Source organism: Tolypothrix bouteillei VB521301, assembly GCF_000760695.4.
GTDB lineage: Bacteria > Cyanobacteriota > Cyanobacteriia > Cyanobacteriales > Nostocaceae > Scytonema > Scytonema bouteillei_A.
On record NZ_JHEG04000001.1, the window covers coordinates 4,610,551 to 4,632,929 of the forward strand.

General features: G+C 41.5%; 20 protein-coding genes, 3 tRNA genes and 1 pseudogene. 8 read left to right on the forward strand and 16 right to left on the reverse strand.

What is annotated here, in order from left to right; translation table 11 throughout:
* Nucleotides 1-32 precede the first annotated feature (32 nt).
* Nucleotides 33-641, forward strand: coding sequence for a GNAT family N-acetyltransferase (locus HC643_RS18440; protein WP_038089160.1), 609 nt, complete (start codon nt 33-35; stop codon nt 639-641).
* A gap of 755 nt (nt 642-1,396) precedes the next feature.
* A complete protein-coding gene (locus HC643_RS18445) occupies nt 1,397-1,957 on the forward strand; it encodes a hypothetical protein (RefSeq protein WP_038089158.1) in 561 nt (186 codons plus the stop codon).
* An 11-nt stretch (nt 1,958-1,968) separates the two neighbouring features.
* Here the strand turns inward: HC643_RS18445 and HC643_RS18450 are convergent, their stop codons facing one another.
* The 4 genes from HC643_RS18450 to HC643_RS18465 all read right to left on the reverse strand — a co-directional run bounded on the left by HC643_RS18450 (nt 1,969) and on the right by HC643_RS18465 (nt 7,751).
* On the reverse strand, nt 1,969-2,613 hold the full coding sequence (locus HC643_RS18450; protein WP_038089120.1) for a YqiA/YcfP family alpha/beta fold hydrolase: 645 nt from the start codon (nt 2,611-2,613) through the stop codon (nt 1,969-1,971).
* Nucleotides 2,614-2,698: 85 nt separating this feature from the next.
* Nucleotides 2,699-4,078: a glutathione-disulfide reductase gene (gor, locus tag HC643_RS18455; protein WP_038089117.1), complete on the reverse strand. Its 1,380-nt coding sequence runs from the start codon at nt 4,076-4,078 to the stop codon at nt 2,699-2,701.
* Between the two features lie 21 nt (nt 4,079-4,099).
* Nucleotides 4,100-5,440 (reverse strand): glutathione-disulfide reductase, encoded by a 1,341-nt coding sequence (gene gorA / locus HC643_RS18460; RefSeq protein ID WP_038089114.1) that lies wholly within the window; start codon nt 5,438-5,440, stop codon nt 4,100-4,102.
* Nucleotides 5,441-5,603: 163 nt separating this feature from the next.
* Nucleotides 5,604-7,751: a cation:proton antiporter domain-containing protein gene (locus HC643_RS18465; RefSeq protein WP_082051722.1), complete on the reverse strand. Its 2,148-nt coding sequence runs from the start codon at nt 7,749-7,751 to the stop codon at nt 5,604-5,606.
* Between the two features lie 157 nt (nt 7,752-7,908).
* Here HC643_RS18465 and HC643_RS18470 point away from each other — a divergent pair, with 157 nt between their 5' ends.
* From HC643_RS18470 to HC643_RS18485, 4 genes are all read left to right on the forward strand, one after another.
* Nucleotides 7,909-8,712: a TrmB family transcriptional regulator gene (locus HC643_RS18470; RefSeq protein ID WP_038080068.1), complete on the forward strand. Its 804-nt coding sequence runs from the start codon at nt 7,909-7,911 to the stop codon at nt 8,710-8,712.
* Nucleotides 8,713-8,735: 23 nt separating this feature from the next.
* Nucleotides 8,736-9,260: a GNAT family N-acetyltransferase gene (locus HC643_RS18475; protein ID WP_038080070.1), complete on the forward strand. Its 525-nt coding sequence runs from the start codon at nt 8,736-8,738 to the stop codon at nt 9,258-9,260.
* Nucleotides 9,261-9,481: 221 nt separating this feature from the next.
* A complete protein-coding gene (locus tag HC643_RS18480) occupies nt 9,482-10,639 on the forward strand; it encodes a sulfate ABC transporter substrate-binding protein (RefSeq protein WP_038080072.1) in 1,158 nt (385 codons plus the stop codon).
* Between the two features lie 46 nt (nt 10,640-10,685).
* The gene (locus tag HC643_RS18485) at nt 10,686-11,687 is read left to right on the forward strand and encodes a PstS family phosphate ABC transporter substrate-binding protein (RefSeq protein ID WP_038080074.1); all 1,002 of its coding nucleotides are present in this window, start codon (nt 10,686-10,688) and stop codon (nt 11,685-11,687) included.
* A 126-nt stretch (nt 11,688-11,813) separates the two neighbouring features.
* On the opposite strand, the gene HC643_RS18490 is transcribed toward HC643_RS18485, so the two are convergent.
* From HC643_RS18490 to HC643_RS18515, 7 genes are all read right to left on the reverse strand, one after another.
* Nucleotides 11,814-12,533 (reverse strand): carbonic anhydrase, encoded by a 720-nt coding sequence (locus HC643_RS18490; RefSeq protein WP_137986320.1) that lies wholly within the window; start codon nt 12,531-12,533, stop codon nt 11,814-11,816.
* 151 nt (nt 12,534-12,684) lie between these two features.
* Nucleotides 12,685-12,996, reverse strand: a complete 312-nt coding sequence (locus HC643_RS18495) for a P-II family nitrogen regulator (protein ID WP_038080076.1) — start codon at nt 12,994-12,996, stop codon at nt 12,685-12,687.
* A 4-nt stretch (nt 12,997-13,000) separates the two neighbouring features.
* Nucleotides 13,001-13,972 carry a sodium-dependent bicarbonate transport family permease gene (locus tag HC643_RS18500; RefSeq protein ID WP_038080106.1) on the reverse strand — a complete coding sequence of 324 codons (972 nt, stop codon included), beginning with the start codon at nt 13,970-13,972 and terminating at the stop codon, nt 13,001-13,003.
* Between the two features lie 386 nt (nt 13,973-14,358).
* Nucleotides 14,359-14,628 (reverse strand): DUF5678 domain-containing protein, encoded by a 270-nt coding sequence (locus HC643_RS18505; protein WP_038080078.1) that lies wholly within the window; start codon nt 14,626-14,628, stop codon nt 14,359-14,361.
* Between the two features lie 84 nt (nt 14,629-14,712).
* Nucleotides 14,713-14,985 carry a DUF3024 domain-containing protein gene (locus tag HC643_RS42785; RefSeq protein WP_456320635.1) on the reverse strand — a complete coding sequence of 91 codons (273 nt, stop codon included), beginning with the start codon at nt 14,983-14,985 and terminating at the stop codon, nt 14,713-14,715.
* Nucleotides 14,969-15,124 (reverse strand): hypothetical protein, encoded by a 156-nt coding sequence (locus HC643_RS40845; RefSeq protein ID WP_202048630.1) that lies wholly within the window; start codon nt 15,122-15,124, stop codon nt 14,969-14,971. Before HC643_RS40845 ends, HC643_RS42785 begins: the two co-directional genes overlap by 17 nt.
* Nucleotides 15,125-15,269: 145 nt before the next feature.
* The gene (locus HC643_RS18515) at nt 15,270-17,594 is read right to left on the reverse strand and encodes an ATP-binding protein (protein ID WP_038080080.1); all 2,325 of its coding nucleotides are present in this window, start codon (nt 17,592-17,594) and stop codon (nt 15,270-15,272) included.
* Between the two features lie 401 nt (nt 17,595-17,995).
* Between HC643_RS18515 and HC643_RS18520 the strand changes: the two genes are divergently transcribed.
* A complete protein-coding gene (locus HC643_RS18520; protein WP_237265899.1) occupies nt 17,996-18,706 on the forward strand; it encodes a peptidoglycan-binding domain-containing protein in 711 nt (236 codons plus the stop codon).
* Between the two features lie 109 nt (nt 18,707-18,815).
* Here the strand turns inward: HC643_RS18520 and HC643_RS18525 are convergent, their stop codons facing one another.
* From HC643_RS18525 to HC643_RS18545, 5 genes and pseudogenes are all read right to left on the reverse strand, one after another.
* Nucleotides 18,816-20,417, reverse strand: a complete 1,602-nt coding sequence (locus tag HC643_RS18525; protein WP_038080107.1) for a TROVE domain-containing protein — start codon at nt 20,415-20,417, stop codon at nt 18,816-18,818.
* A 36-nt stretch (nt 20,418-20,453) separates the two neighbouring features.
* Nucleotides 20,454-20,578, reverse strand: a tRNA-OTHER gene (locus HC643_RS18530).
* Nucleotides 20,579-20,638: 60 nt separating this feature from the next.
* Nucleotides 20,639-20,781, reverse strand: a tRNA-OTHER gene (locus tag HC643_RS18535).
* 51 nt (nt 20,782-20,832) lie between these two features.
* Nucleotides 20,833-20,961 (reverse strand): annotated as a pseudogene (locus HC643_RS18540).
* 42 nt (nt 20,962-21,003) lie between these two features.
* Nucleotides 21,004-21,134 (reverse strand) — tRNA-OTHER (locus tag HC643_RS18545).
* A 309-nt stretch (nt 21,135-21,443) separates the two neighbouring features.
* On the opposite strand from HC643_RS18545, the gene HC643_RS18550 reads away from it, so the two are divergent.
* Nucleotides 21,444-22,178, forward strand: a complete 735-nt coding sequence (locus tag HC643_RS18550; protein WP_038080084.1) for a hypothetical protein — start codon at nt 21,444-21,446, stop codon at nt 22,176-22,178.
* Nucleotides 22,179-22,379 lie beyond the last annotated feature (201 nt).

Below are 22,379 nucleotides of genomic sequence, written 5' to 3' on the forward strand. Positions count from 1 at the left end.
TTACACTCCATAAAATCAAGATTAAACTAGCTTTGAAACCCTGGTTTTTTCATTCGCCTTATCAAGAGCCAGCTACCGCCGCTCCCAACGCCCCCTCTAAGTTTCAAATCCGTGCAGCTACACCTGCTGATTTGACTGGCGTTGCTCAAATCATTGCTGAGAGTTTTCACTCCAAAAATGGTCTTCTGGGATGGCTTTTTCCAATATTACGTTTGGGTATTTATGAAGATTTAAGACATCGGCTTGCATCAAGTGCTCCCCATCACGTTTGTTTGGTCGCGGCTAACACGACGAACCTTAGAGCGGATGATTTAGTCGGTACAGTAGAGATGGGTGTTAGATTCAATGATTCGTGGACTGAGGTTTCGAGGAGCGTTCTTTATTTATCCAACCTGGCTGTTCATCCCTTATATCGCAGGCAAGGAGCAGCGTCAAGTTTACTTTTAGCTTGTGAAAAAGTAGCCTTGAATTGGGGATTTCAAGATTTATACCTTCATGTTTTAGAAAACAACCACGAGGCACGCCACCTTTATTTCAAGCTGGGATATCGAGTCTATAAGGTAGAGTCTTGTTTAAACGCTTTTTTCCTGAGACGTTCGCGGCAGATTCTCTTACATAAGCGTTTGACCAGTGACCAGTGACTTTTTTTCAGATCGCAGACGCTACTTGTGAACTCCCAATGCCGCAGGCTGTACTCCCAAAGCTGTGCGGCGGTAGCCGTGGTATGATTGGCCGACTGTGCCAAAAAGGCTGTACGCTAGATCCATAAATTGAGCGGCGGCTCAACGCTTGATACCCAATCTTCAATCGTTAGTTAGCCTTCATGTCACTGGCTAATGTTAAAAAGACTTTTGCGTATTATAACGATAAAATTTTTATCTTTTGATTATAAGTATCTTAGTCTTTCTTGCTCAATAAATTTATTATTTTTTAATATAGAAAAATACTATATCTTACAGGTGTATAATTCTTCCTAAACTTATAGAAAAGTTTATCAGTTTTCTTTTTAGTAAATACGAGTGTCCTAAAACCAAATCTTTTTATGGTGTATCTGCTTGTGAAATAACATCAAAAACAGTAAAAGCTTTCTTGTAGAATAGATATTTAGATTGGCATCAGTAATATTACGATAAATATTCTGTTGAATCCTTACAAGAACTTTGTATTCAAAGTATCCATCTTTATAGAAACTTTAAAAAAATACTTCTACAGTTGGAGACAAATCCAGTTAAATCTCATAAAATATGATTACTCTAATACAGAACATTGTCTGTTTATTAAAATTTTTGTAAATAGGCTGTGGAATTATTAATATTAAAAATCAAAACTTTGATTTTACAACCTTTCTTTTATCAAATTGACAACTATCCCCAAAATCCTTCAATTTAGAGAAAAAATGGATAGCGCAAAGCGCCAACGCTATCAGTCTGCTATGGTATCTACTTATTACCCTGACACCAGATTCCTTGACTATTTTGTCATGCCAGATGGAACTGAGCAACCCTATGGCTCGGACCTCCTAACAATGCTGCTTAGTGGAAAAGTTTTCACAGTCAACAGTCGCAGGCGAAATGGTTTAATACTTTTTAAACATTTCCATGCTGAGTTTGCCGGACCGGGAGCAGCGGTAGGAGGCGATTACGATCGCGATTGTGTGGGGGCGCTACCAATAGGAAATTTATCTTTATTAACCCCAGAGACTCATGATGAACGCCAAAAGGCTTACTTAATCCGGCGACAGTGGATTAGATTGATTAAACAAATAACAGAAAATCCCATTCCCCAACAGCGCGTTCAGAAGGTTTTAGATCAATTTGAGCAATATTTTCCTCCAGAAATGGTTGCTCAGTTACCTGATGAAGCATTTGCTTTTTTGGTAGGTGTTTTACCACAAACAGTACGAATATCGCGTCGTTTGGGAAGTGATGACTCAGCCGACGAGGGTTATGATGAGTGAGTCGTTAGTGGCTAGCAGTTAGTAGTTAGCAGACAAAAGAGTTGAATGGCTTGCCAGATTTCTAACATAACGTTGCTTAAACTGTGGTCGCTACCAAGTTCTAATAACTTCACCCAAGGACGTTGGAGCGCAAAGTCACGGCTAGCTTGAATGGGAATGACTTCATCGTGTTTGCCGTGCAAGATCAAAGTGGGAATGGGACGTTGCAAAATCTCCTCTTTGTACTGACTCGCATCCAAAACAAAATCATAGCTGAGAGGAAGAGAACGTTTCTCTCCATAATGATGAACCATCAAATATTTTTCTCGTTGCCATTGCTGTAACGCTTCATCCCCCAGCTTAGGTAACCAATGAGATAAAAACCCAAAAGCGGGTGCTAGTAACACAAGGCGTTTCACTTGTTGATGCTGCTGTCCCAAATAGGCGGATGTTAAACCCCCCAAACTTGAACCAATTAACGTCACAGATGTAGAAGGTTCTGGTAATTCTAACGCGATTTGAGCCAACTGACGCGAGATGGTCAAGTTTGTGAAAGAAAGCGCATTTAAATCGGGAATTTTTAACTCAATATTAGCTTGGGTAAAGCGATCGCGAAGGTATATTGCTTTCGCAGAACAAGGACTTGATGCAAAACCATGAAGGTAGATATACTGCATAAATTATGAATGATGAATGATAAATTATGAAACAAGTGCGTCCTTCTTCATAATTCATAATTCATAATTCATAATTCATAATTTCTTATCGCATTGTGACAAATTCTTCTGCGGATGTGGGATGGATACCAACCGTGGCATCAAAATCTTTTTTGGTAGCACCCATTTTAACAGCAATTGCTACACCTTGAATGATTTCACCTGCACTGTCTCCAACCATGTGAGCGCCTAAAACTTTGTCAGTGGCAGTATCGACAACTAATTTCATCATTGTTCGATCGCTTGCGCCCGTCAAACTATGGAACAAGGGACGGAAGCGAGTGCGATAAATTTTAACTCCGTCTTCTCCTAGTTTTTCCTTAGCTTCGGTTTCTGTTAAACCAACTGTAGCGGCTTCTGGAGTGGAAAACACGGCAGTGGGAACATCTTGGTGACTGAAGACACGACGGTTCTCACCGAATTCGCTATCTGCAAAAGCACGACCCTCGCCTATAGCTACGGGGGTTAGGTTCATTCTGTCAGTTACATCACCGACAGCAAAGATGTTGGGTTGGGAAGTTTGGCTGTATTCGTTGACAGCGATCGCATTCATGGTACTGTAGCCCGGTCCTTCAATATCACTCGGAACAACATCCACTCCGGCGTTTTCCAAACCCAAGTCTTCTACATTCGGTGCTCGACCCGTCGCAGCAAGAAAAACATCGGCAACGATCGATTCTGTATGTTCTCCTGATAAATTAAGCTTTAATCCTTCTGGGACTCGTTCTACTGAGTCCACAATAGAATTTTTCACAATTCGCACGCCGTGCTCAATAGCTCCTTCTTGGATTCCAAGACGAATATCCTCATCAAAACCCTTCAACATTAGGTCTTTCCGAATGATTTGCGTTACCTCGCAGCCCAAACCACGCATAATACAAGCAAATTCCGTACCTATATATCCAGCGCCAATGATGGCAATGTGCTTTGGTTTCTCCTTCAGGTGAAACATTTCGTTAGAGGTAATCGCGTTTTCTATTCCAGGGATATCTGGTTTAACGGGACGTCCCCCAACAGCTATCAAAATTTTGTCTGCGGTTACCTTACGTCCATCAACTTCCACAGTGTGTGGGTCCACGATGGTAGCACGGCTTTTAAAGAGTTCAACTCCTGCTTTTGCTAAGAAGTTAATGTGGAGTTCTGATAACCGCCGGACTTCTTTATCTATAGATGTAATGAAACGTTCCCAGTCTAATTCGGCTTCACCAACTTTCCAACCATAACCAGCTGCATTTTGAAATAATGCTGGAAAGTGAGAACTGTAAACCATGAGTTTTTTAGGAACGCAGCCACGGATCACGCAGGTTCCGCCGACTAAATCGTTTTCGGCAATGGCTACTTTTGCCCCATAGCTAGCAGCTCTTTTGGAAGCTGCCAAACCCCCAGAACCAGCACCAATAACAAACAGGTTATAGTCATATGTCATAATTGAATTTCCTTGAATGAATTAGGAAAGATCGAGAAACTCTTCACCTACAGTTGGGTGAATGCCAATAGATTCATCTAAGTCTTCCTTGGTAATACCTTTACGAATAGCAACAGCAAGACTTTGAATGATGTCCGCAGCATTTTCACCAACCATATGAGCACCTAAAACACGCTCTGAATCACCTTCAACGATTAACTTCATCGTAGCTTGTTCGCTCTCGTTGGTTAAAGACGACAAAGGTTGAAAGTGATGGCGATAGAATTTAACGGAATCACCAAATTTTTCCCGTGCTTTTGCCTCCGTCAAGCCTACACCTGAGCCTTCAGGACGACTAAAAACAGCAGAAGGAACTTCATCATAATTAATTTTTTGCTCTTTTTTGCCAAAAATTGTATTGGCAAAAGCGTTTCCTTGTGCTTTTGCCACAGGTGTTAATTGAGGGCTACTCGTGCAATCACCAACAGCAAAAATATTTTCCACGGTTGTACGATTGTACTCATCAATCTTGATTGTCCCTTTTTGCTCGAGTTCAACTCCAGCCTTTTCCAATCCTAGATTTTTCGTATTTGGAGCCCGACCAACCGCCACTAAAATCGTATCTGCTGGTACTGTTTTTCTTGATTCCCCAACAATTAAAAGCAAGCGTTCTTCCAAGTATTTAATTTCTTTAACCATGCTGTTGTTAATAAAACGAATTCCTCGTTTGCTCAACCCTTGTTGAACGCCCCTGCGGATATCAATATCAAATCCCGACAAAATTGTTTCATCTTTATCTATGACCGTTACCTCGCATCCAAAAGCATTCATCATGCTGGCAAATTCCACACCAATGTAACCGCCACCAATGATGACTAATCTTTTGGGTAAGTAAGGTAAATGAAACATCTCACGAGATGTCAGGGCGTATTCAATCCCCGATATTTTTGGCTTGACGGCGTACCCACCCACGGCAATTAAAATTTTATCAGCGGTGTATTTACGTCCATCGATATCTATAGTGTGAGCGTCAGTAAAGCTAGCATGACCTCGAATGAGTTCAATTCCTGCTTCTTGTAACTGTTTCAGGTAGGAGTCTTGGATGCTGTCGATATGCTTATCTACAGACTTAATAAATTTTGTCCAGTCAAAGTAAGTTTTGCAGTCACTCCATCCATAGCTGAGCGCGATTTGATTTTTCAGAGCAAAATCGGCGGCTTGGACGATGAGTTTCTTGGGAACACAACCGCGATTTACACAAGTACCACCAATAGCTTCTTTTTCAGCAATGGCGACACGCGCACCGTAGCTAGCTGCTTTTTTGGCGGCTGCTAGTCCCCCAGGACCAGCACCAATGACAAACAGGTCGTAGTCGAAGGTCATGGCTTTTGGGAAGAATGAAAAGCAAAGAATTAGATCTTTTCTCTATCATCGCAATTCCTGAGCACATCGGCTAGGGGCATTGGGGAGGAGTGGGGGAGGGGGAGAGGGGAGAGGGGGGAGAAATTTCTACCTTGTCTACCTTGTCTACCTTGTCCCCAATCTCTCAAGAAGACACTGTTTGAACAACCACTCTGGGTTTTCGCAAAGTTTCCTGGTAACTTTGCGGTTCTCCTAGCAGGACGACCGAACAACGTATTTGCTGAACGACTTCAGTTGTTAGGTCGCTTATGGCTACCTGACCGATGCTCAATCGCCGACGGCGCGATCGCAATACGACAAGGTCGGTTGATTGCGATGCTTTGACAATAGTACTCACTACATTATCTGCTGGTGTAACAGATATATTGGTAGGGCTTTCAGGGAAGTATCTGGAAACAAGGAGTTCTAATTGGGACTTCATCCAGGAAATTCGGGCGGTGGAAGTCCGGCGATCGCACACGTGAAGTAATGTGACTTCTGCTTGATTGACATTTGCCAAAATCTTCACAAATTGCACGATTCGCACCGACTCTTGGGTCAAATTTTCAATGGGGATTAAAATTCGCTGTATGTTACTTGGGGAATCCAACAGACGGGTGACAGCTACCGGACAGTGAGATGCCCAAAGCACTCGATCGATGACATTACCAAACAAACGCGCACGCAATCCTGTTGTTCTACCCCAACCCATGACAACTAAATCAGCATTTTGCTCTCGACTGACATGGCTGATAGACTGAGGAATGTTGTAGTCGATCCGTGTCACGGGTTCTACTTCTACACCCAATTCTTCACCCAATGATACTGCATTGGATAGAAGAATTTTGTTTTGCTGTAGGTTTTTTTCTAATTCCGGAGAGTCCATATGCATGTGGGCGGGTGTCACAGCTAAAGCCAGAATTTTACCCTTTTCACGGCGCACTAAAAGTCCTGCCATTTCAATCAAAGCTCTTTCCGTTTCCGGATTGCGAACGGGAACAACAACGGTGAATCCTTCAACGGGTTCATTCCTCCAACTAAGCATTGTCCCATCTGTTTCATCTGTTTCATCTTGGGGACTGTTACCCATTGTTGCCAACCCAGGTGCGCTGCGGGCTGTGATCAGTGGTCCCAATGTTGCTGTCACCATCATTAAAACTATGACCCCATTGAGTACATCTTCAGTCACTAACTTGGCTCTGTAAGCAACCAAAGTTGCTGCCAATGTAGCTGCAACCTGGGGAAGAGACAAAGACCACATTGTAATCATTTCCCGCCAGTTATAGCGGTACACCAGTTTTGCCAAAAGTGCTGCTGCAAACTTACTACCAATTAAACCGACCAAGATAGCTAGTGTCAGCCAGATGGAACTGATGCTTTTAATAAATCCTGGAATATCAATTAACAAACCCAAATCCACAAAGAAAATGGGGATAAACAAGACATTACCAACAAAAACCACCTTTTCTTTTACGGGTCCCGAACCGATCACCTCATTCACCGCCAATCCGGCAAGAAATGCTCCAATAATCTTTTCTACGCCGATAACTTCTGCACCTAATGAGGAGATAAAAACTACCAGCAGAACAAACAAAAATTGGTTTCCTTCTTCGTCACCAGTGCGTTTAAAGAATTGATGCCCGAGCCATTTAAAACCAAATAAAATAATCGCAGAATAAATAATAAGTCCCAGTAAAAGCTTGGTTATACTAAATGCTGAAAATTCTCCTCGGTGGATACCAACACATACCGCCAGTACGAGCAGCGAGCCAATGTCAGTGAAAATGGTTGCACCGATGGTAACAGTCACTGCTTCGTTGTTAATGACTCCAAGCCTGCTGATGATAGGATATGCCAACAAGGTGTGCGAAGCAAACAAGGAGCCGATTAAAACAGAAGCATTCCACTCAAAACCAAACATTCGCCCCACTATTGTTCCTGCAATCAACGGTAGGAGGAAAGTAAAGGTTCCAAATCCCATAGAACGATGTTTGGTCTGCTGAAACTGTTCCATATCAATTTCCAGCCCTGCTACAAACATCAAGTAAATCAGCCCAATGCCTGAGAGAAGCTTGAGGGTTTCCGACTCATTTTGAAAAAGACCCAAGCCTTGGGGTCCCAAGACAACGCCAGCTGCCAGCAAACCCAACAATCCCGGTATCTTAAAGCGTTCAAAGATGAGAGGGACTATTAAGATGACAGTTAACAGAATGGCGAAAGAAACAATAGGCTCCAAATGCATCAATAGCTCCTGTGTTAAGCTGCGGACTGCATCCCATATCTTCAGGGACATGGAAATATTTATCTTCTGCCATTAGATGGTGTCTGAGAGTGAAATTAACAATGTCAAAAGATTTTTTGACACCACTTGTAAGTGGTGATATTATTTTCAATAACACCACTTGTAAGTGGTGACAAAAAAACTGGCTAGAACACGCAGCTAAAAGCAAGTGGAAAAGCAAATTGAGCTACTGAACGAATTAGGTTTGACTGGATATGAAGCGACAGCGTACTTGGCGCTGTTGGGGCGAAGCAGTTTCACGTCTACAGAGTTGGCTGCACGGGCAAAAATTCCACGACAACGCATTTACGACGTTTTAGAATCTCTTGAGGAAAAGGGGTTGTGTATTTCTAAAGACACAACTCCACGTTCCTATTTCGCCCTCGACCCAAGTACGGCGCTAGAAGTGGTTAGTACACAACGTACTGAGAAACTCGAACAAGAGCGACAGAGAATAATTGCTCGCACGAAAGATTTGATTCAAGAATTGTCCCCCATTTATCACATGGGGCGAGGTGAGAACGATCCACTCGAATATATTGACGTGCTGGGTAATCCATCTCGGATAGCGAGCAGGGCGCTGGCGCTAGCACGAACAGTTCGCTCTCAAGTCAACTCGTGCATCAAACGTCCCTTTGTTCTTACAAAGGAGCAGAATTGGCGTTTTATTCGCGAACCTCTTTCTCGTGGAGTTAAGTATCGCGCAATTTATGAAATGTCTGCTCTAGCAGACGATGAACTCCGTATCTGGCTCAGTACTTTCCATGATTGGGGACAAGAAATTCGTTTGATCCCCGAATTGCCCATTAAAATGCAGGCGTTTGATGACGAGGTTGTGCTGATCTCCATGCAAGATCCTGTGGGTAGTCCGCCTAGCTTGACTGCGATCGCAGTCGAGCACAAAGGCATGGTAGCGATGATGAATTTAGCTTTTGAGCAAATCTGGGAACGTAGCAAGCCTTATCAAAACTGACATATCCAATGAGAAAACTAAGTATGTTGAAACAAAACAATGCAATCTACGTTGAGGGATACCAACCAGGCTGTATCGGACGTATTACCGAATTGCACGGAGTTTATTACAGCCAATGTTGGGGCGTAGGTGCAGAGTTTGAAATCTTGATGGCTCGAGAACTTTGCGACTTTTGCGAGCAGTACGATATGGAAAGCGACCTTTTGGTGAGTGCTCGAGCAGATGAACGGCTTATAGGTTCTCTTGCAGTACAAGGAAATGCCGATCGCTCAAACAACAAGCAGGAAGCACGATTGCGTTGGTTTATTCTTGACCCAATTTACCAAGGTCAAGGCATTGGTAAAGCACTCCTCCAGCAAGCATTGCATTTCTGCCGTCAAAAAGCATTTTCAAAGTTATATCTTTGGACAGTTGATGGGTTACCTCAATCAAGGCACCTTTACGAAGCTTTTGGGTTTCATGTCGTTGCACGAGAGGTAGATGCGAGATATGGCACTCCACTCATTAGCCTCAAGATGGAAATGACAGTAAACTACCCCGCCGTATAGACGGAAGAGGCTTGTGTTAGTGATATAATCCCCTATCCCAAAAAATTTTGGCAATTGTTCGGATATCCAAAGGATATGCAAACAAATTGCTTGGGTTATCTATCCCCACCGAATTCGTTAAAGAAGATTAAAACAGAACAAAAAAACTACCAAAGTGATTTAAAATGCCATAAAAATACGGTACTGCGCTCAAACTACCGTATAGATTGCGGAGAACTGTAATGACCAAGTGGCAAAATAGGTTGATGGTAGGGATACGCGGGATTGGGCAAATCCATGCTCGCATGAAAGAGGCTTTTTGGTCGATCGAACACTGGAGCAATAGAGTTGCACGAAATTGGTCAAAGGGACATTCTCTTCGAGACTTTGCGTGTCTGTTTCTGGTAGGCGCTAGCTTGAGTGTTGCGATCGCAGCCTGTTCTGGAAGCACCTCGGCTACGAAACCCGAGGTCAAATTAAACCTCGTTTCTTTCTCAGTAACTCAAGCCGCTCACGACCGAATCATTCCTAAATTTGTAGAAAAGTGGAAAAAAGAACACGGTCAAAATGTGATTTTTGAGCAGAGTTACGGTGCATCTGGAACTCAAGCTGAAGCTGTGATTAAAGGTTCACAAGAGGCTGATATCGTACACCTAGCACTTCCCCTTGATGTCAATAAAATTCAGCAAGCTGGTTTAATCGAAAAGAATTGGGAATCGAGAGCGCCTAAAAGCAGCATTGTGACCAGATCTGTAGCGGCGCTTGTAACTCGTGAAGGCAATCCCAAAGGCGTTAATACTTGGGCAGACTTGACAAAAGATGGTGTTAAGGTAATCGTCGCTAACCCCAAAACTTCTGGTATTGCTATTTGGGAATTTTTAGCTTTTTGGGGTGTTATCACTCAAACAGGCGGTGACGAAACGCAAGCACAAACCTTTACGACTAATGTTTATAAAAATGCCCCCGTGCTAGCCCCAAGTGCGCGTGATGCGAGCGATCTCTTTTTCCAACAAGGAAAGGGAGATGTGTTGATCAATTACGAAAACGAAGTGTCTTTGGCTGAGCAGAACGGTCAAAAATTGCCTTACGTGGTGCCTAATGTGAATATTTCTATCGACAACCCTGTCACCATAGTGGACAAAAACGTTGAGAAGCACGGTACTAGAGAAGTTGCAGAGGCATTTGTAGATTTTCTTTACTCAACAGAAGCCCAACGTGAATTTGCCAAGTTAGGATACCGTCCTGTTAACCCAGCTGTCGTTGAAGAAGTGGCGAAGAAATACCCCCCCATTCAAACCTTTTTTACAGCTCAAGATTTAGGAGGTTGGGATCTTCTCCAAAAAAGATTTTTTAATGACGGGGCAATTTTCGACAAAATTTGGACTGCTAGCAAGGCGTAAATAGCGAACACAGAGCGCTTAGAAAAAAAGTACAGGAATTTCAGTTATGAGCTTTTACCGCAAATTTAAGTATCAAAGTCTGTTAACACCTTTGGTCATTTTAACGCTTGGTATAACTTCTTGTAATAGAGCTAACGAGAAGGCAACGGAAGTCAGTATAGATGGTGCAGCTGTCGGTTTTCCCATATCCTTAGCAGTTGCTGAAGAATATGAGAAAGCTTCACCCAAAGCAAATGTAAGCGTTGCTTCAAGCGGTACGGGAGGTGGCATCAGTAAGTTTTGTGCAGGTGATATAGATATCGTTGGTGCTTCACGTACCATTAGAGATGAAGAAATCAAAACTTGTGCCAAAAAGGATATTACCTTTGTAGAAATACCTATTGCTCTTGATGGAATTGCTGTCATTGCCAATCGTCAAAATAACTTTGCTCAATGTTTGACAATTGATGAACTGAAAAAGATGTGGAATGCAAAGGCAACTAATAAAATCAAGACCTGGAATCAAATCAATTCCAAATTTCCTAACAAACCACTAAAGTTATATGCTCCGGCTTCTGACACGGGAACATTTGATTATTTCACACAAGCTGTCACTGGAAAAGCAAAAAACGGACGCACGGACTATACTCCAAGCCACAATCAAAATATTCTTGTCCAAGGGGTTGCGGGGGATGAAAATGCCCTTGGGTATGTTGGGATATCTTACTATTTGCAGAACCAAGATAAGCTCAACTTAGTTGCTGTAGAAAGCCCTAAAGGAAAATGTGAAAAGCCTGTTCCCGTAGATAATGTTGTCAAAAATATTTATACCCCTTTGTCTAGACCGCTATTCATTTATGTGAGTAAGAAGTCATTGGATAACAAACCAGCTGTTAAAGACTTTGTAAACTTCTACATAGAAAATTCTTGGAAATGGGTTGAGTCAGTCGGTTATGTTTCACTACCGGATGAGGCTTATCCCAAGGTAAAACAAAAAGTGGCTAAAGGTACAACTGGAACTAAGTTTAAGAAGGCAAAACCGGGAGAACCAATTACGAATTTTATTTAATAGTAAATTTCCCAAAGTGTATTGTAGTGCAGGCATCTTGCCTGCTCCTTACTTAGGAGGGGTAGGAGTATACCCATCCTTCTTGAAAGAATTAGGCAGGATGACCATCCAACAAAATGAAATAATTTATATCAAGCCAACTTCTCCAGTATCGAGGTCATAACGACCTCCAACAATTTTCAGCTTACCCTCCAACAATCGCTGAGATACAATCTTTGAATTTTGTTTCAATTTCTGAATTTGATACTGAACGTTTGCAATGACAGCTTTATCAACAGCAGCGTCTAATGAATCGTCTTTTGTTTCAGAAATTACAGGTTTGATGGCTTTAACAAAAGAGCTAATATGACCGGGAAGACTTTCTCCCTGAACTGCTGCTGTAACAGCACCACAGCGTTCGTGACCTAAAACCATAATCAAGGGAGTCTTGAGAATATCTACAGCATATTCTATGCTTCCTAACACTTCATCTGTCACAATGTTGCCAGCCACACGAATATCAAATAGATCGCCTATTCCTTCATCAAATAAAATTTCAGGAGGGACTCGCGAATCTGCACAGCATAACAAAGTGGCAAAAGGATGTTGCGATCGCGAAACTTCTGTGACTCGTGATTTTGATTGGTCTGGATGCGTGCCTTTTTGCTCAACAAAACGTTGATTGCCATCCATTAAACGTTTTAAAGAAGCATCAGGATCTAGAGGTTCAACTGAAGCAGCAGTTGCACGTTTGGGCTGTATGCTCCAAAAGAAACTTCCCGTAACGGCAGTTACTAAGGCAATTCCACTCGTTCTTGTTAGGTTCAAGAAACTTCGACGATCCATCAATTCATGATTTTCATCCATGTTACTTGTTTGAATTTTAAATTTTGGATTCTAAAGAATATTGGGTTTCGTCCCTCAACTTTGTAAATAACTGAGGAATGTTGGGTTTTGTTCCTCAACTTTGTAAATAACTGAGGAATGTTGGGTGTCGTTCCTCAACCCAACCTACTCGTTACAATGATGCGACACATCTCATCGAACGAATTTCTGTAGCATCTGAAATATAGCAAGTTCCACCAAATTTGTTTAAAATTGGTCGGATAATTTCCACAGTTGATTTAATTTTGTCTGGAACACAAAAGGCAATTATGTAAACATTGTCCAGCAGAGTCATTTCTAAATCTTGAGAACCGCCCATAAAACCTTGTCCGGCAACATTTCGGATCAATAAATATCCCGAAATATTTGCCTGTTTTAAACCATCTAACATTTTTCCAAGTTCAACTGAATTCACAATGATTTCTATTCGTTTAACTGGATGCATAATTTTATCTCCAAAGTAGATTAATGCCGTACAGATATAAGGGAATTCCTACAATGATATTGAAAGGAAACGTTACAGCTAGGGCAGTAGAAACATATAAGCTGGGATTTGCTTCTGGAACTGTTAACCTCATAGCTGCAGGAACGGCGATATAAGAAGCGCTGGCACACAGCACTGAAAATAACAAAGCATCTCCCTGAGACATTCCAATTAATTTCGCGATGAGGAGTCCAATAGTTGCATTAACAATTGGAATTAGTATTGCAAAAGATATCAAGAAAGCGCCTGTTTTTTGTAAGTCTTTGATTCTTCTAGCAGCGACTAGTCCCATATCAAGTAAAAAGAATGTCAGGATACCGTAAAATAATCCCTGAGTAAAAGGTTCTAATACTTTCCAACCGTGTTCTCCTGTCAGCACTCCAATCACAAGGCTTCCTACTAGTAAAAAGACAGAACTATTTAAGAACGCTTCTTGTAAAACTTCAGGCCAGGAGAAATCTCGCTCTTTTGAATCTGCTGTAAATAAATTGACGAGAATCAAACCGACGATAATAGCCGGGGATTCCATGAGTGCCAAAGCCGCCACCATATAACCATCGAAGACAATCCCTAGTTCGTTGAGAAAAGATCCGGCTGTAATAAAGGTTACAGCACTGATAGAACCATAGGTTGCTGCGATCGCTGCAGCATCATAGGTGTCGAGTTTGATTTTGAGAACAAAAAAAGTGTAAATTGGTACGAAGATAGCCATCAGCATAGCTGCCAAAAGCGTTAACACGACTTCCTGGGTCACTCCACTTTTGATAAGTTCCACCCCTCCCTTAAATCCTATAGAGAAAAGCAGGTAAAGGGATAACAGTTTTGGAAAAGGAGCCGGAATTTCAAGATCTGACTTCACAAAGACTGCGATCATCCCCAGAAAGAAGAATAAAACTGGTGGATTCAGAATATTTGAGACGATTAGACTTGCATTCATACCTACTCCCCACCCCAAAAAGCAAAGAATTTCAGAAAGTTTTCTATCATGAACATAGACCATCACAGCTGTGTACAACCACTGTATGGCAATTAAGTCACTAAAAATATATAAGTAATTTTAATTTTAGTTATAAATAAAACTTTTCTAGTGATGTGGCTTTCTGATTTTTGACAATAATAATTGCGTAATTTCACTATAAAATTGTATTTTATTAGTCTTTTTAATACTTTTTGTACTGAAGAAACCCTATATTCATCGTTATCCTCAACGTAAATATTTAACGTTTTTTCCACGCCTGTTCGTACTTTCTTAATTCTTGGGCTATAGCTCCCGGGTTTTTATATGCGCGAGCACTTGAGTGTTGTGGTAAATGCGGTCAACCTTCACGCCATTTCAAGAGTAGTTACAGTGCGAAAGCGGATTGGTAGAATTTGAATAGAAGCAGTGCGGCGTGGAACTAAATAAATTACAAAAGGTTGGTTGGAAGCCTCTGCTAAATCTAAAACTTCTCGGAGGTTTTCACTATGAGCGATTAAACCCTTAGCATTGTAAGCAATATATTGATTTCGATAGAGGTCCAACAACATCTGTCGATTTTGGTTTAGCCACTTCAGCATCTGGCGGCTTTCATCTTGAGAAAATGTGTGGCTCATATATTTTTCATTTACTAAGCTTTATTTTATTTCACAAAGTCATCTTTAATCATAACTGGCGATCGCACTTTAACAATGTTTGAATCAACTAACAGGTTGTAGCAAGGGATTAGTTCTTATTTCAGATAAACTCTCTTCTAAAGATAATCCTTGCAGAATTTCCCACCATTGTCCGGTGTGCCTCATATAAGCTATATTGAAGCAATTTGATTTTGTGTACTCTAAACGGGCAAATCTGAATTCAAAGGAGGGAGAAATTGCATTTTTTCCCGGACAGTTATAAATAGAGCAAAAATAAAAATAGTTACGATACCACTTTCCAAAAACATCTACTATATAATTATTGATAATCTTCATTTCTTTGTTTAATAAATTTGGGTTTTAGCTCTTTGTTAATAAAATCGTTACACTGTTGTTCAATCAGTTCTTTTTCAGTAGCAGGTACTTGAGGTTTCGGCTTTTTCTCAGGTGAGCGTATCCATCTTTTCTTTGCCATGGGACTTCTCCTAAAGATTGTGTTTTAGCTTTATACTACCTAATGACTCTTGTAAACAGACTATACGACGAATAGTATAATTTATATTGTTAGCATTTAAATGTTACAAATTCAACAATACTTTTTAAGTAGATCTCCTAGAAAATCATCCTAGCGTATCAAGAAACAATTTCATTTCTTCTGCATCCCTTAACATTCCTAAAAGATTAAAACCATTCATTGCTTGAATAGCGTACTGGCGAGATGATTCTGCACTTCCCCATTGTCTTTCCCAACGAGCAAAAGAACGCTGATAGCGAGCAAGACGACGTTTGTTGTTGCTACTTTCTGCTACCGTTAAACCTTTGGTTATTAGCTGTTGAGCTTCATGCTTTTCACCCTGTTCTATAGCTATATCAGCTAGCCAATTTTGAGCAGAGTTCATGACTCGATACCAGTTAATATTTTCTGCTTTTTGTATTACCTCTTGAAAAAGTGCTTTAGCTTTCATCCATTCATATTCTGAATGAAAAATTTCAGCACGATGGTAGAGAACAGGGATTATATAACGAGTGTGCTGTCGCTCTTCTAGCTGAGCGTTTTGAACTAGTTCTTCTTCTAGTGTTAACCAGTACCTTGCATCTTGATACATTTTCTGTCGAATTTTCAGTCTAGCCGTCCCTTCTGCTAAGTCAGCTCGAACGCACAAGTCTGCATGATCGCGCAAAACCCATGTCCGTCGCAAAATTTCTTCTGCTTCTTTCAAATTCTGTTGCGAACACATCCGAATTAACAGCCAGCTTTTGCGGATAGAAAATTTTATAAAAGATGACCATTCACCCCGCCGTTCCGATTGTTCTATAAGCCATTGCAACCAATGCAGGCGATCGTCCCAGTAAGAGTAAAGGTTGGCATAGTGATATAAAAGCAGCCATAAATCCCTGACTTCTTCATAACGCTCTTGAGCTTTACACCAGTAAAGTGTTGCTCGCAAATTCCCTTGCTCTTCGTCTAACTTGCTGTAATGTATCCACTTTTCCCAATCTTCTCCTGCGTTATGTTGAGCAAAATCTTGATAAAAGTTTACCCAACGCTTGCGTGCTTCTCTTTCAAAATCTGGGTATGCAGCCAGTTCGGCTAAGACATACTCTCTTGTTAAAGAAAGCATTTCATATCGTCCAGTTTCTTGGTTAAGATTCACTAGCGAGAGTTGCTGAAGACGTGCTAAACCCGCATTGACAGAATCAGGAGATGCTGTGAGTCCAGCGACCTCAGCTACAGCAGCAAGTATTGGTGGATCGGGAAAAATTGCTATTGACATTAGCAACTTGTGAGCTGGTTGTTCCTTTATACCTTGTACTGATTGCTCAAAGCAGAAACGAGCAACATCACTTGTTGCTGAAGCCAACCTTTCAAGGACAAAATTCATGGAATAGCCACTAGAGACTTGACCGATGGCATAAACAATGGCGAGAGGAATTCCTCCAGTCCGTTGGTAAAGTAGACTTGAATTTTGAGCGGCGATCGTGACTCCTTTTTCTTCAGCTTGTTGCTGAATTAACTTCAATCCATCATTCAAAGGTAAGTGGCGGAGACTAATAGGAAGCAAAGCAATCCGTTCGCGAGTCGTCAAGACAACTTTAACGCGAGCTGGTAAGTCATACAAGAAGCTGATAACTTGTTCCGTCTCCTCAATTGTTTCCATGTTGTCCACAATTAGCATTGTTCTTTGTCTGGACAAACTTTGGCGAACGCGATCGAACTGATCGTCGAGAGGAGATTGAATAATAGTAGGGTCGTTGAGAGTATGAGCAATCTCGCGAAAAATGTCTCGCAGATTACGTTGTCCCTGATTTCTTCGCAAAATACTATTGGGAATAAGTTCTTGTTGTTTGGCTGACGTGAAAATAATAGCTTCAAATTTGGGTGCGCTAGAAAGGTTTTCCTGACTGGCTTTCAGGCAATGATAGGCTGCTGCTAAAACCAGAGCAGTTTTCCCTACACCGCCAATACCATCCACTGTAATGATATGAGCAGCATGATTGGGTGAAAGGCGTTGCAGTAAAAGTTTCATCTCTGGCTCACGCCCAATAAATTCTGTGTAAGTGGGCGCGGGTAAATTATGAGTGATTGTGGAACTACCAACACTAGATACCGAAGCACCCTTACGATACCCGTGTCTTTCCAGAATATAAACTAAGTTACCTGACTTAACGCTTTTATCTGGCTCTCCTGTCAAAGCTTCTATATCTCTATAGATACTGCTAACACTTGTTCTGACGACAGCATTTTTTTTCAGCAGATCGATACTAATCTTTTTTAGGCTATACCCACATAACAATCCTAGTAATAAGTCTTTTCTTGTATCCTGTCGGTATCGCTTTTGTGTTGTTGCCTCCAAATCAGTCAGTAGACGGTCTATGTGCCATTCCTTTAAAACATTGCAATTCCAGCTTTTGGGTAAATTCCAATCCTCTGAGCGGTTTGACATAAATATTACCCTACAAGTTTTTTATCTCCGGTCCTTTTTATATATCTAATAACATTTTACTGGATAAAATGTTAACAAATTACTAACAATTTTTTCACACTGTTAATTGGCTGTTTGTAATTCATTGATTACGCTAGTGTTTAAGCTCTACATTCAGTTATTAAACTGAGAGTTGATTTTCAGCAGATAAAAATTTGACACCGTCAAAACAGTAGCAATAAAAAATTTTGCAAAGAATACTACGCTATCCTTCTAGGAGAACTTTGATGAAAAGATTAATGCACTCCCTAGCTTCTTTTCTAGGTCTAGAGAAAAACAAGGTATGCTTTCCTGGGAAAAAACAAGTTTATTTGTTCACAAAGCGTCCCATACTTCACCAAGACTTTACACCCAATTCTTTGGTGGACGCTATTAATGAATTACAAACTATATTACATTCTCAAGGCTTTCTTGCAAATGTTACTGGAAAATTTGACTTAGAAACGGAGGAAGCTGTTAAGGAATTTCAAAGAAAAAATCATTTATATGTTGATGGAGTTGTTGGGGCGTTAACTTGGGCTTGCCTTTGTTATCCAACAATTTATCGTGGTATTAAAATATTGACACCAAAATTACAAGAGTCAGTGAAAGAATTACAGAATATTTTGCACCACGAAGGATTTCTTAAAAAAGAGCCTTATGGTGTTTTCGATTGGCAAACAGAAAAAGCAGTTAAACATTTCCAACGAAGTTACGGGCTGAAAGATGATGGTATAGTTGGGGCTGCAACTTGGGCTGTTTTATTAGGGATGAGGCAAAAAAAGGATGCGCGTGTTCCTAAAAATTTTTCTTTTCTGCCATTATCTGTGTTATCTATTTGGAAACAATTGTTAATGCTTTGTTTCATAATACTAGGCATCTATAACAGCCCTATTGCAGGTCCAGATCCACAATTTAATAAGGCGTTAGTCACTGGGTACGCGCTGACTTATATTGTTCCCTTTATGCTGGATTGTATTCCATTTAAGCAAGCTAGCGAGCAAAAACTACCACTTTTTGAATATGCTCCCTATGTGTTAACTGGTATCTTTTGGAAACCGATTCTCAACTTCATAGAGCAACTAGTTAATTAAGTTCTGTGTCCTTAAAAGACCAATTGAGAATCGGGGTAACCCGCCAAGAAGTATCAAGGATAAAGGATGAAGTGTTTTGCACAATCCTTCATCCTAATTCCAAAATTATCTATAGTTCGCCTGTCGCTAGCATTTGAATGATGCGAGGTATTCCAGGGTCAAAGCCACCCAAATCCCAAGACAATGGATCTTTTGGATCTACTAATGTAATCTGGTAAGGCGCAAGAGTGATATACACTGCCTTAGTATTAGAGTTCACCTTTTGACGGTACTCAGCTAACGCTTGGCTTGGGTGCTTGTAACCAGCCCATGATTCGCTGTCAGTCCAAAAGCAAACAACATCAGCTTTGAACTTGTTTTTAATCATCCAGTCATAAGCAACAGAAGCATTTGTTCCACCAAAGTTTTGGTTGCTAGCTTTGCGGACTGCTGACCTAAAGCTATCATCGGCGGTAATACCCAAATCGCGGAAGTCGGTTGCAAAACCACGAATCGCGTAGTTCTTTTCTGCTTTTGCTGTCACCAGAGCCATTGTTGTAGCTACTTCACAACAAGTGAGTCCCATATCGACAATTGGGCAACTCATGGAACCAGAGACATCTACGGCATGCATGAAGGTTTTACCTGTAGATTCCACCACATCAAAAGACAACGCCAAGGACTTTTCTAGGATTTCCACAATTTCATCAACTGGGTTCCAAGTCTTTTTGCTGCGTCCCAATGTACCACCAGATTGATAGGTCTTGAGGGCTTTCAAAACATCAATTGGGTGGATGCGACCTTTCCGCAGATGTTCTTTGTTATTGAGCACTGCTTCCACTCTCTTCAAATTGGCACGTTCGTTTCGCCCTAACACACCTATTTCAGTGAGGGAACCTAAATTACGCAGCAATGCACCAATTGGCATTTCATGGAATAGCAACTGCCAAGCACTTGAATCCATCTTACCTACGGGTGCAGCCATTTCATGAGTTAAGCGCCCTTGTAGTATGGCTTCATTGGTTTTTTCTGGATTTCGCTTCAACCACTCATACCACCAAATCTGCGCTAATGCCGCAGAAGGGATTGTCTCCGGTAGGGTTTCCCAACCTTTGACAACCCACTCAAACAATTGTTGATGGTCTTCTGTCATTGGTTTGACGTGAAACAACCGCAAAGCATCTCGGTTGGAAAATCCATGACGTTGCTGGTACTTCAGCAATTGGTAAGCCAAACCTTTAACATCTTCTTTTGCAAACCAATTTTTACCAACTTCTCGCACAACTTTACCAAACCCTCTCATGGACTTGGTGTAGTTAAGCCATTCATAAAAATGACTTCCCGTGCGGACAACTTGTGGGAAAATTTCGCAAAATGCTTTCTTTGCTTCTGGTGCTTCCCCCATGGATAACAATACCAAAGCAAGAATAGGCGCACTGTTGTTGATGGCACGTCCATCACTTGCATAAAGTATTTCTTCTGCGACTCGTCCTGGATTTTCTGCGATCGCCTGTCTGACAACTTCAACAAAATCTTCTGTCAGTTCGTGTTTGCCAGCATAGTAAGTGCTTTTGGCAGTACCAACCAGCAAACAGCGACGCAGCATCTTCCAAGTACCCGCATCGAACATGAACCCACCCGAACGTCCTTGGATCATCTCTGCTTCCCGTCCGGGAATGGGCTGAGTTTGTGGTGTGGCTGTCTTTTTTTGAGTAAAAAATTTATAATTCATTGTAGTATCTCCCAGCCCTTGCGGACAAAAAGGAAGGTGGCGGAGCAGGACTCGAACCTGCGACATCCCGCGTGGAAAGCGATAACCCTAATTCTTCGTCCTTTTCAGGCAAGGGATGAATAAGGATGTTTAGGCGTTCTATCCATCTGAACTATCCGCCACATGGGGATTAGGGATTGGGGATTCAATCCCTAATCCAAAATCTTAAATCTAAAATAAATTGGCGTGGGAAGCAGGATTTGAACCTGCGAATGATGGAGCCAACGATAACCCTCAATTCTTCAGCCTTTACAGACAAGTTTGTGAACCAAGGACTACGGGCAAATTGCCCATCCACTGCCTTACCAGACTTGGCTACTCCCACATAAATATTCATAATTCATCATTCATAATTCATCATTCATCATGAATTGGTGTGGTGGGGCGGGAGTCGAACCCGCAGCATACCCGATTCCGAAGTCGATAACCCTCAATTCTTCGGTCTTTTCAGACAAGGGGTGAACAAGGATTTTTTTGGTGCGTTTACCAATTTCGCCACCCACCACATAAATAATTCATAATTCACAATTCATAATTCATTATGGATTGGTGTAGCGGGGCGGGATTTGAACCCGCATCTCCGGTGAATAAAGGGGGGGATCGTTAAAAGCGATAACCCTAAATTCTATCGTCCTTTTCAGGCTATGTTGGCGCTCTACCGTTTGAGCTACCTGCCACATATCAGCTTGTAGTCTTAATGTAGTATATGTATTACTAGGTGTCAAGTGGCTGGGTCAAAAATTTTCTCGCTGCTATTGTAAAGCGGATTCTGCCCACCCTACTTTTTACTGAGCACTTGAGGCAGATCCTCCCTTAAGGCATTCCCTGGGTCAACCACCGGAGCGAGAGGGAGACGGTCGCTGCTCCTCATTTGCCAAATTTTTGCCAGGAAAATTTTTTGGCAAATAGACAATTGTTACAAACTATTGCCATCTTTTTTGCCAAGATTATATTATTTCTCAACAAAGACACTTGGCAGTAATCGGCATGAGTGAAAAAACAATAGAAAGCTACGGCAAGGGTTTTCTAGTTCTACTTTTGCCTATCTCGTTTTTAATTATTTTCCTAGTTGCCACCTGGCGAATCTGGCTGGGGATAATCCTTCTTGTCTTGATGCTTAATGTTTGGCAATTATATAAATGGCAACAATGGAGCCAACAAGTTAATCCAATGTTCCATCAATTGCTTAGGGAAAATCAAGGCAGGATTACACCTGTAGACTTGGCAATGAAAGGCAATTTTTCTGGGGAAACGGCAAAACGTTACTTGGAATCGAAAGCAGCAGAATTTGGTGCTCGTGCTATTGACTCTGAAGATGGAGGTAAAGTTTATTACTTTATCACTGCTAGTACTCTGGGTAGCATTCTAGATGATAGCGAACCACCAAAAGAACTTCCTGCTGAACGTGTTGCCTACCAACCTCTACCAATTATTGCTCCACCTCCACCCAAACCGCTTGTGGAAGAACCAGAGGCTGAGTTACCACCTCAGCCACCTCAAGAGACTCCAAAAAAATCGCTGGAGAAACAGTTGTTTTTTGGTTCTCTGATTCAATCTGAACTTGCCAAGCGGCTCAATGTTTATTCCAGTACCGTCTACAAAAGGAGAGACGATCCAGATTTTCCGGAGTGGAGTCGCAGCAAAGATCCAGATGGCATTGCTTGGAAATACTCTCGAAAAACTAAGGAGTTTTTCCCATTAGAACTAGACGAAAAAAGTTAAAAGTTAAAAGTCAAAAGTGAGCCAGTGCGGTGGTGAGGCAACGCGGTCTTAGGGGTTTCCCCCATAAGCGATTGCCGCGCATGGTTTCCCGTCATAAAGCAACTGGCTTACCCTTAAGGGTTAAAAGAAATTTCTTTTCACTTTTGCCTTTTTTCCCTAAAAAATACCGGGATGCCCAAAACCCCTAAAAAGAGCTTTGAT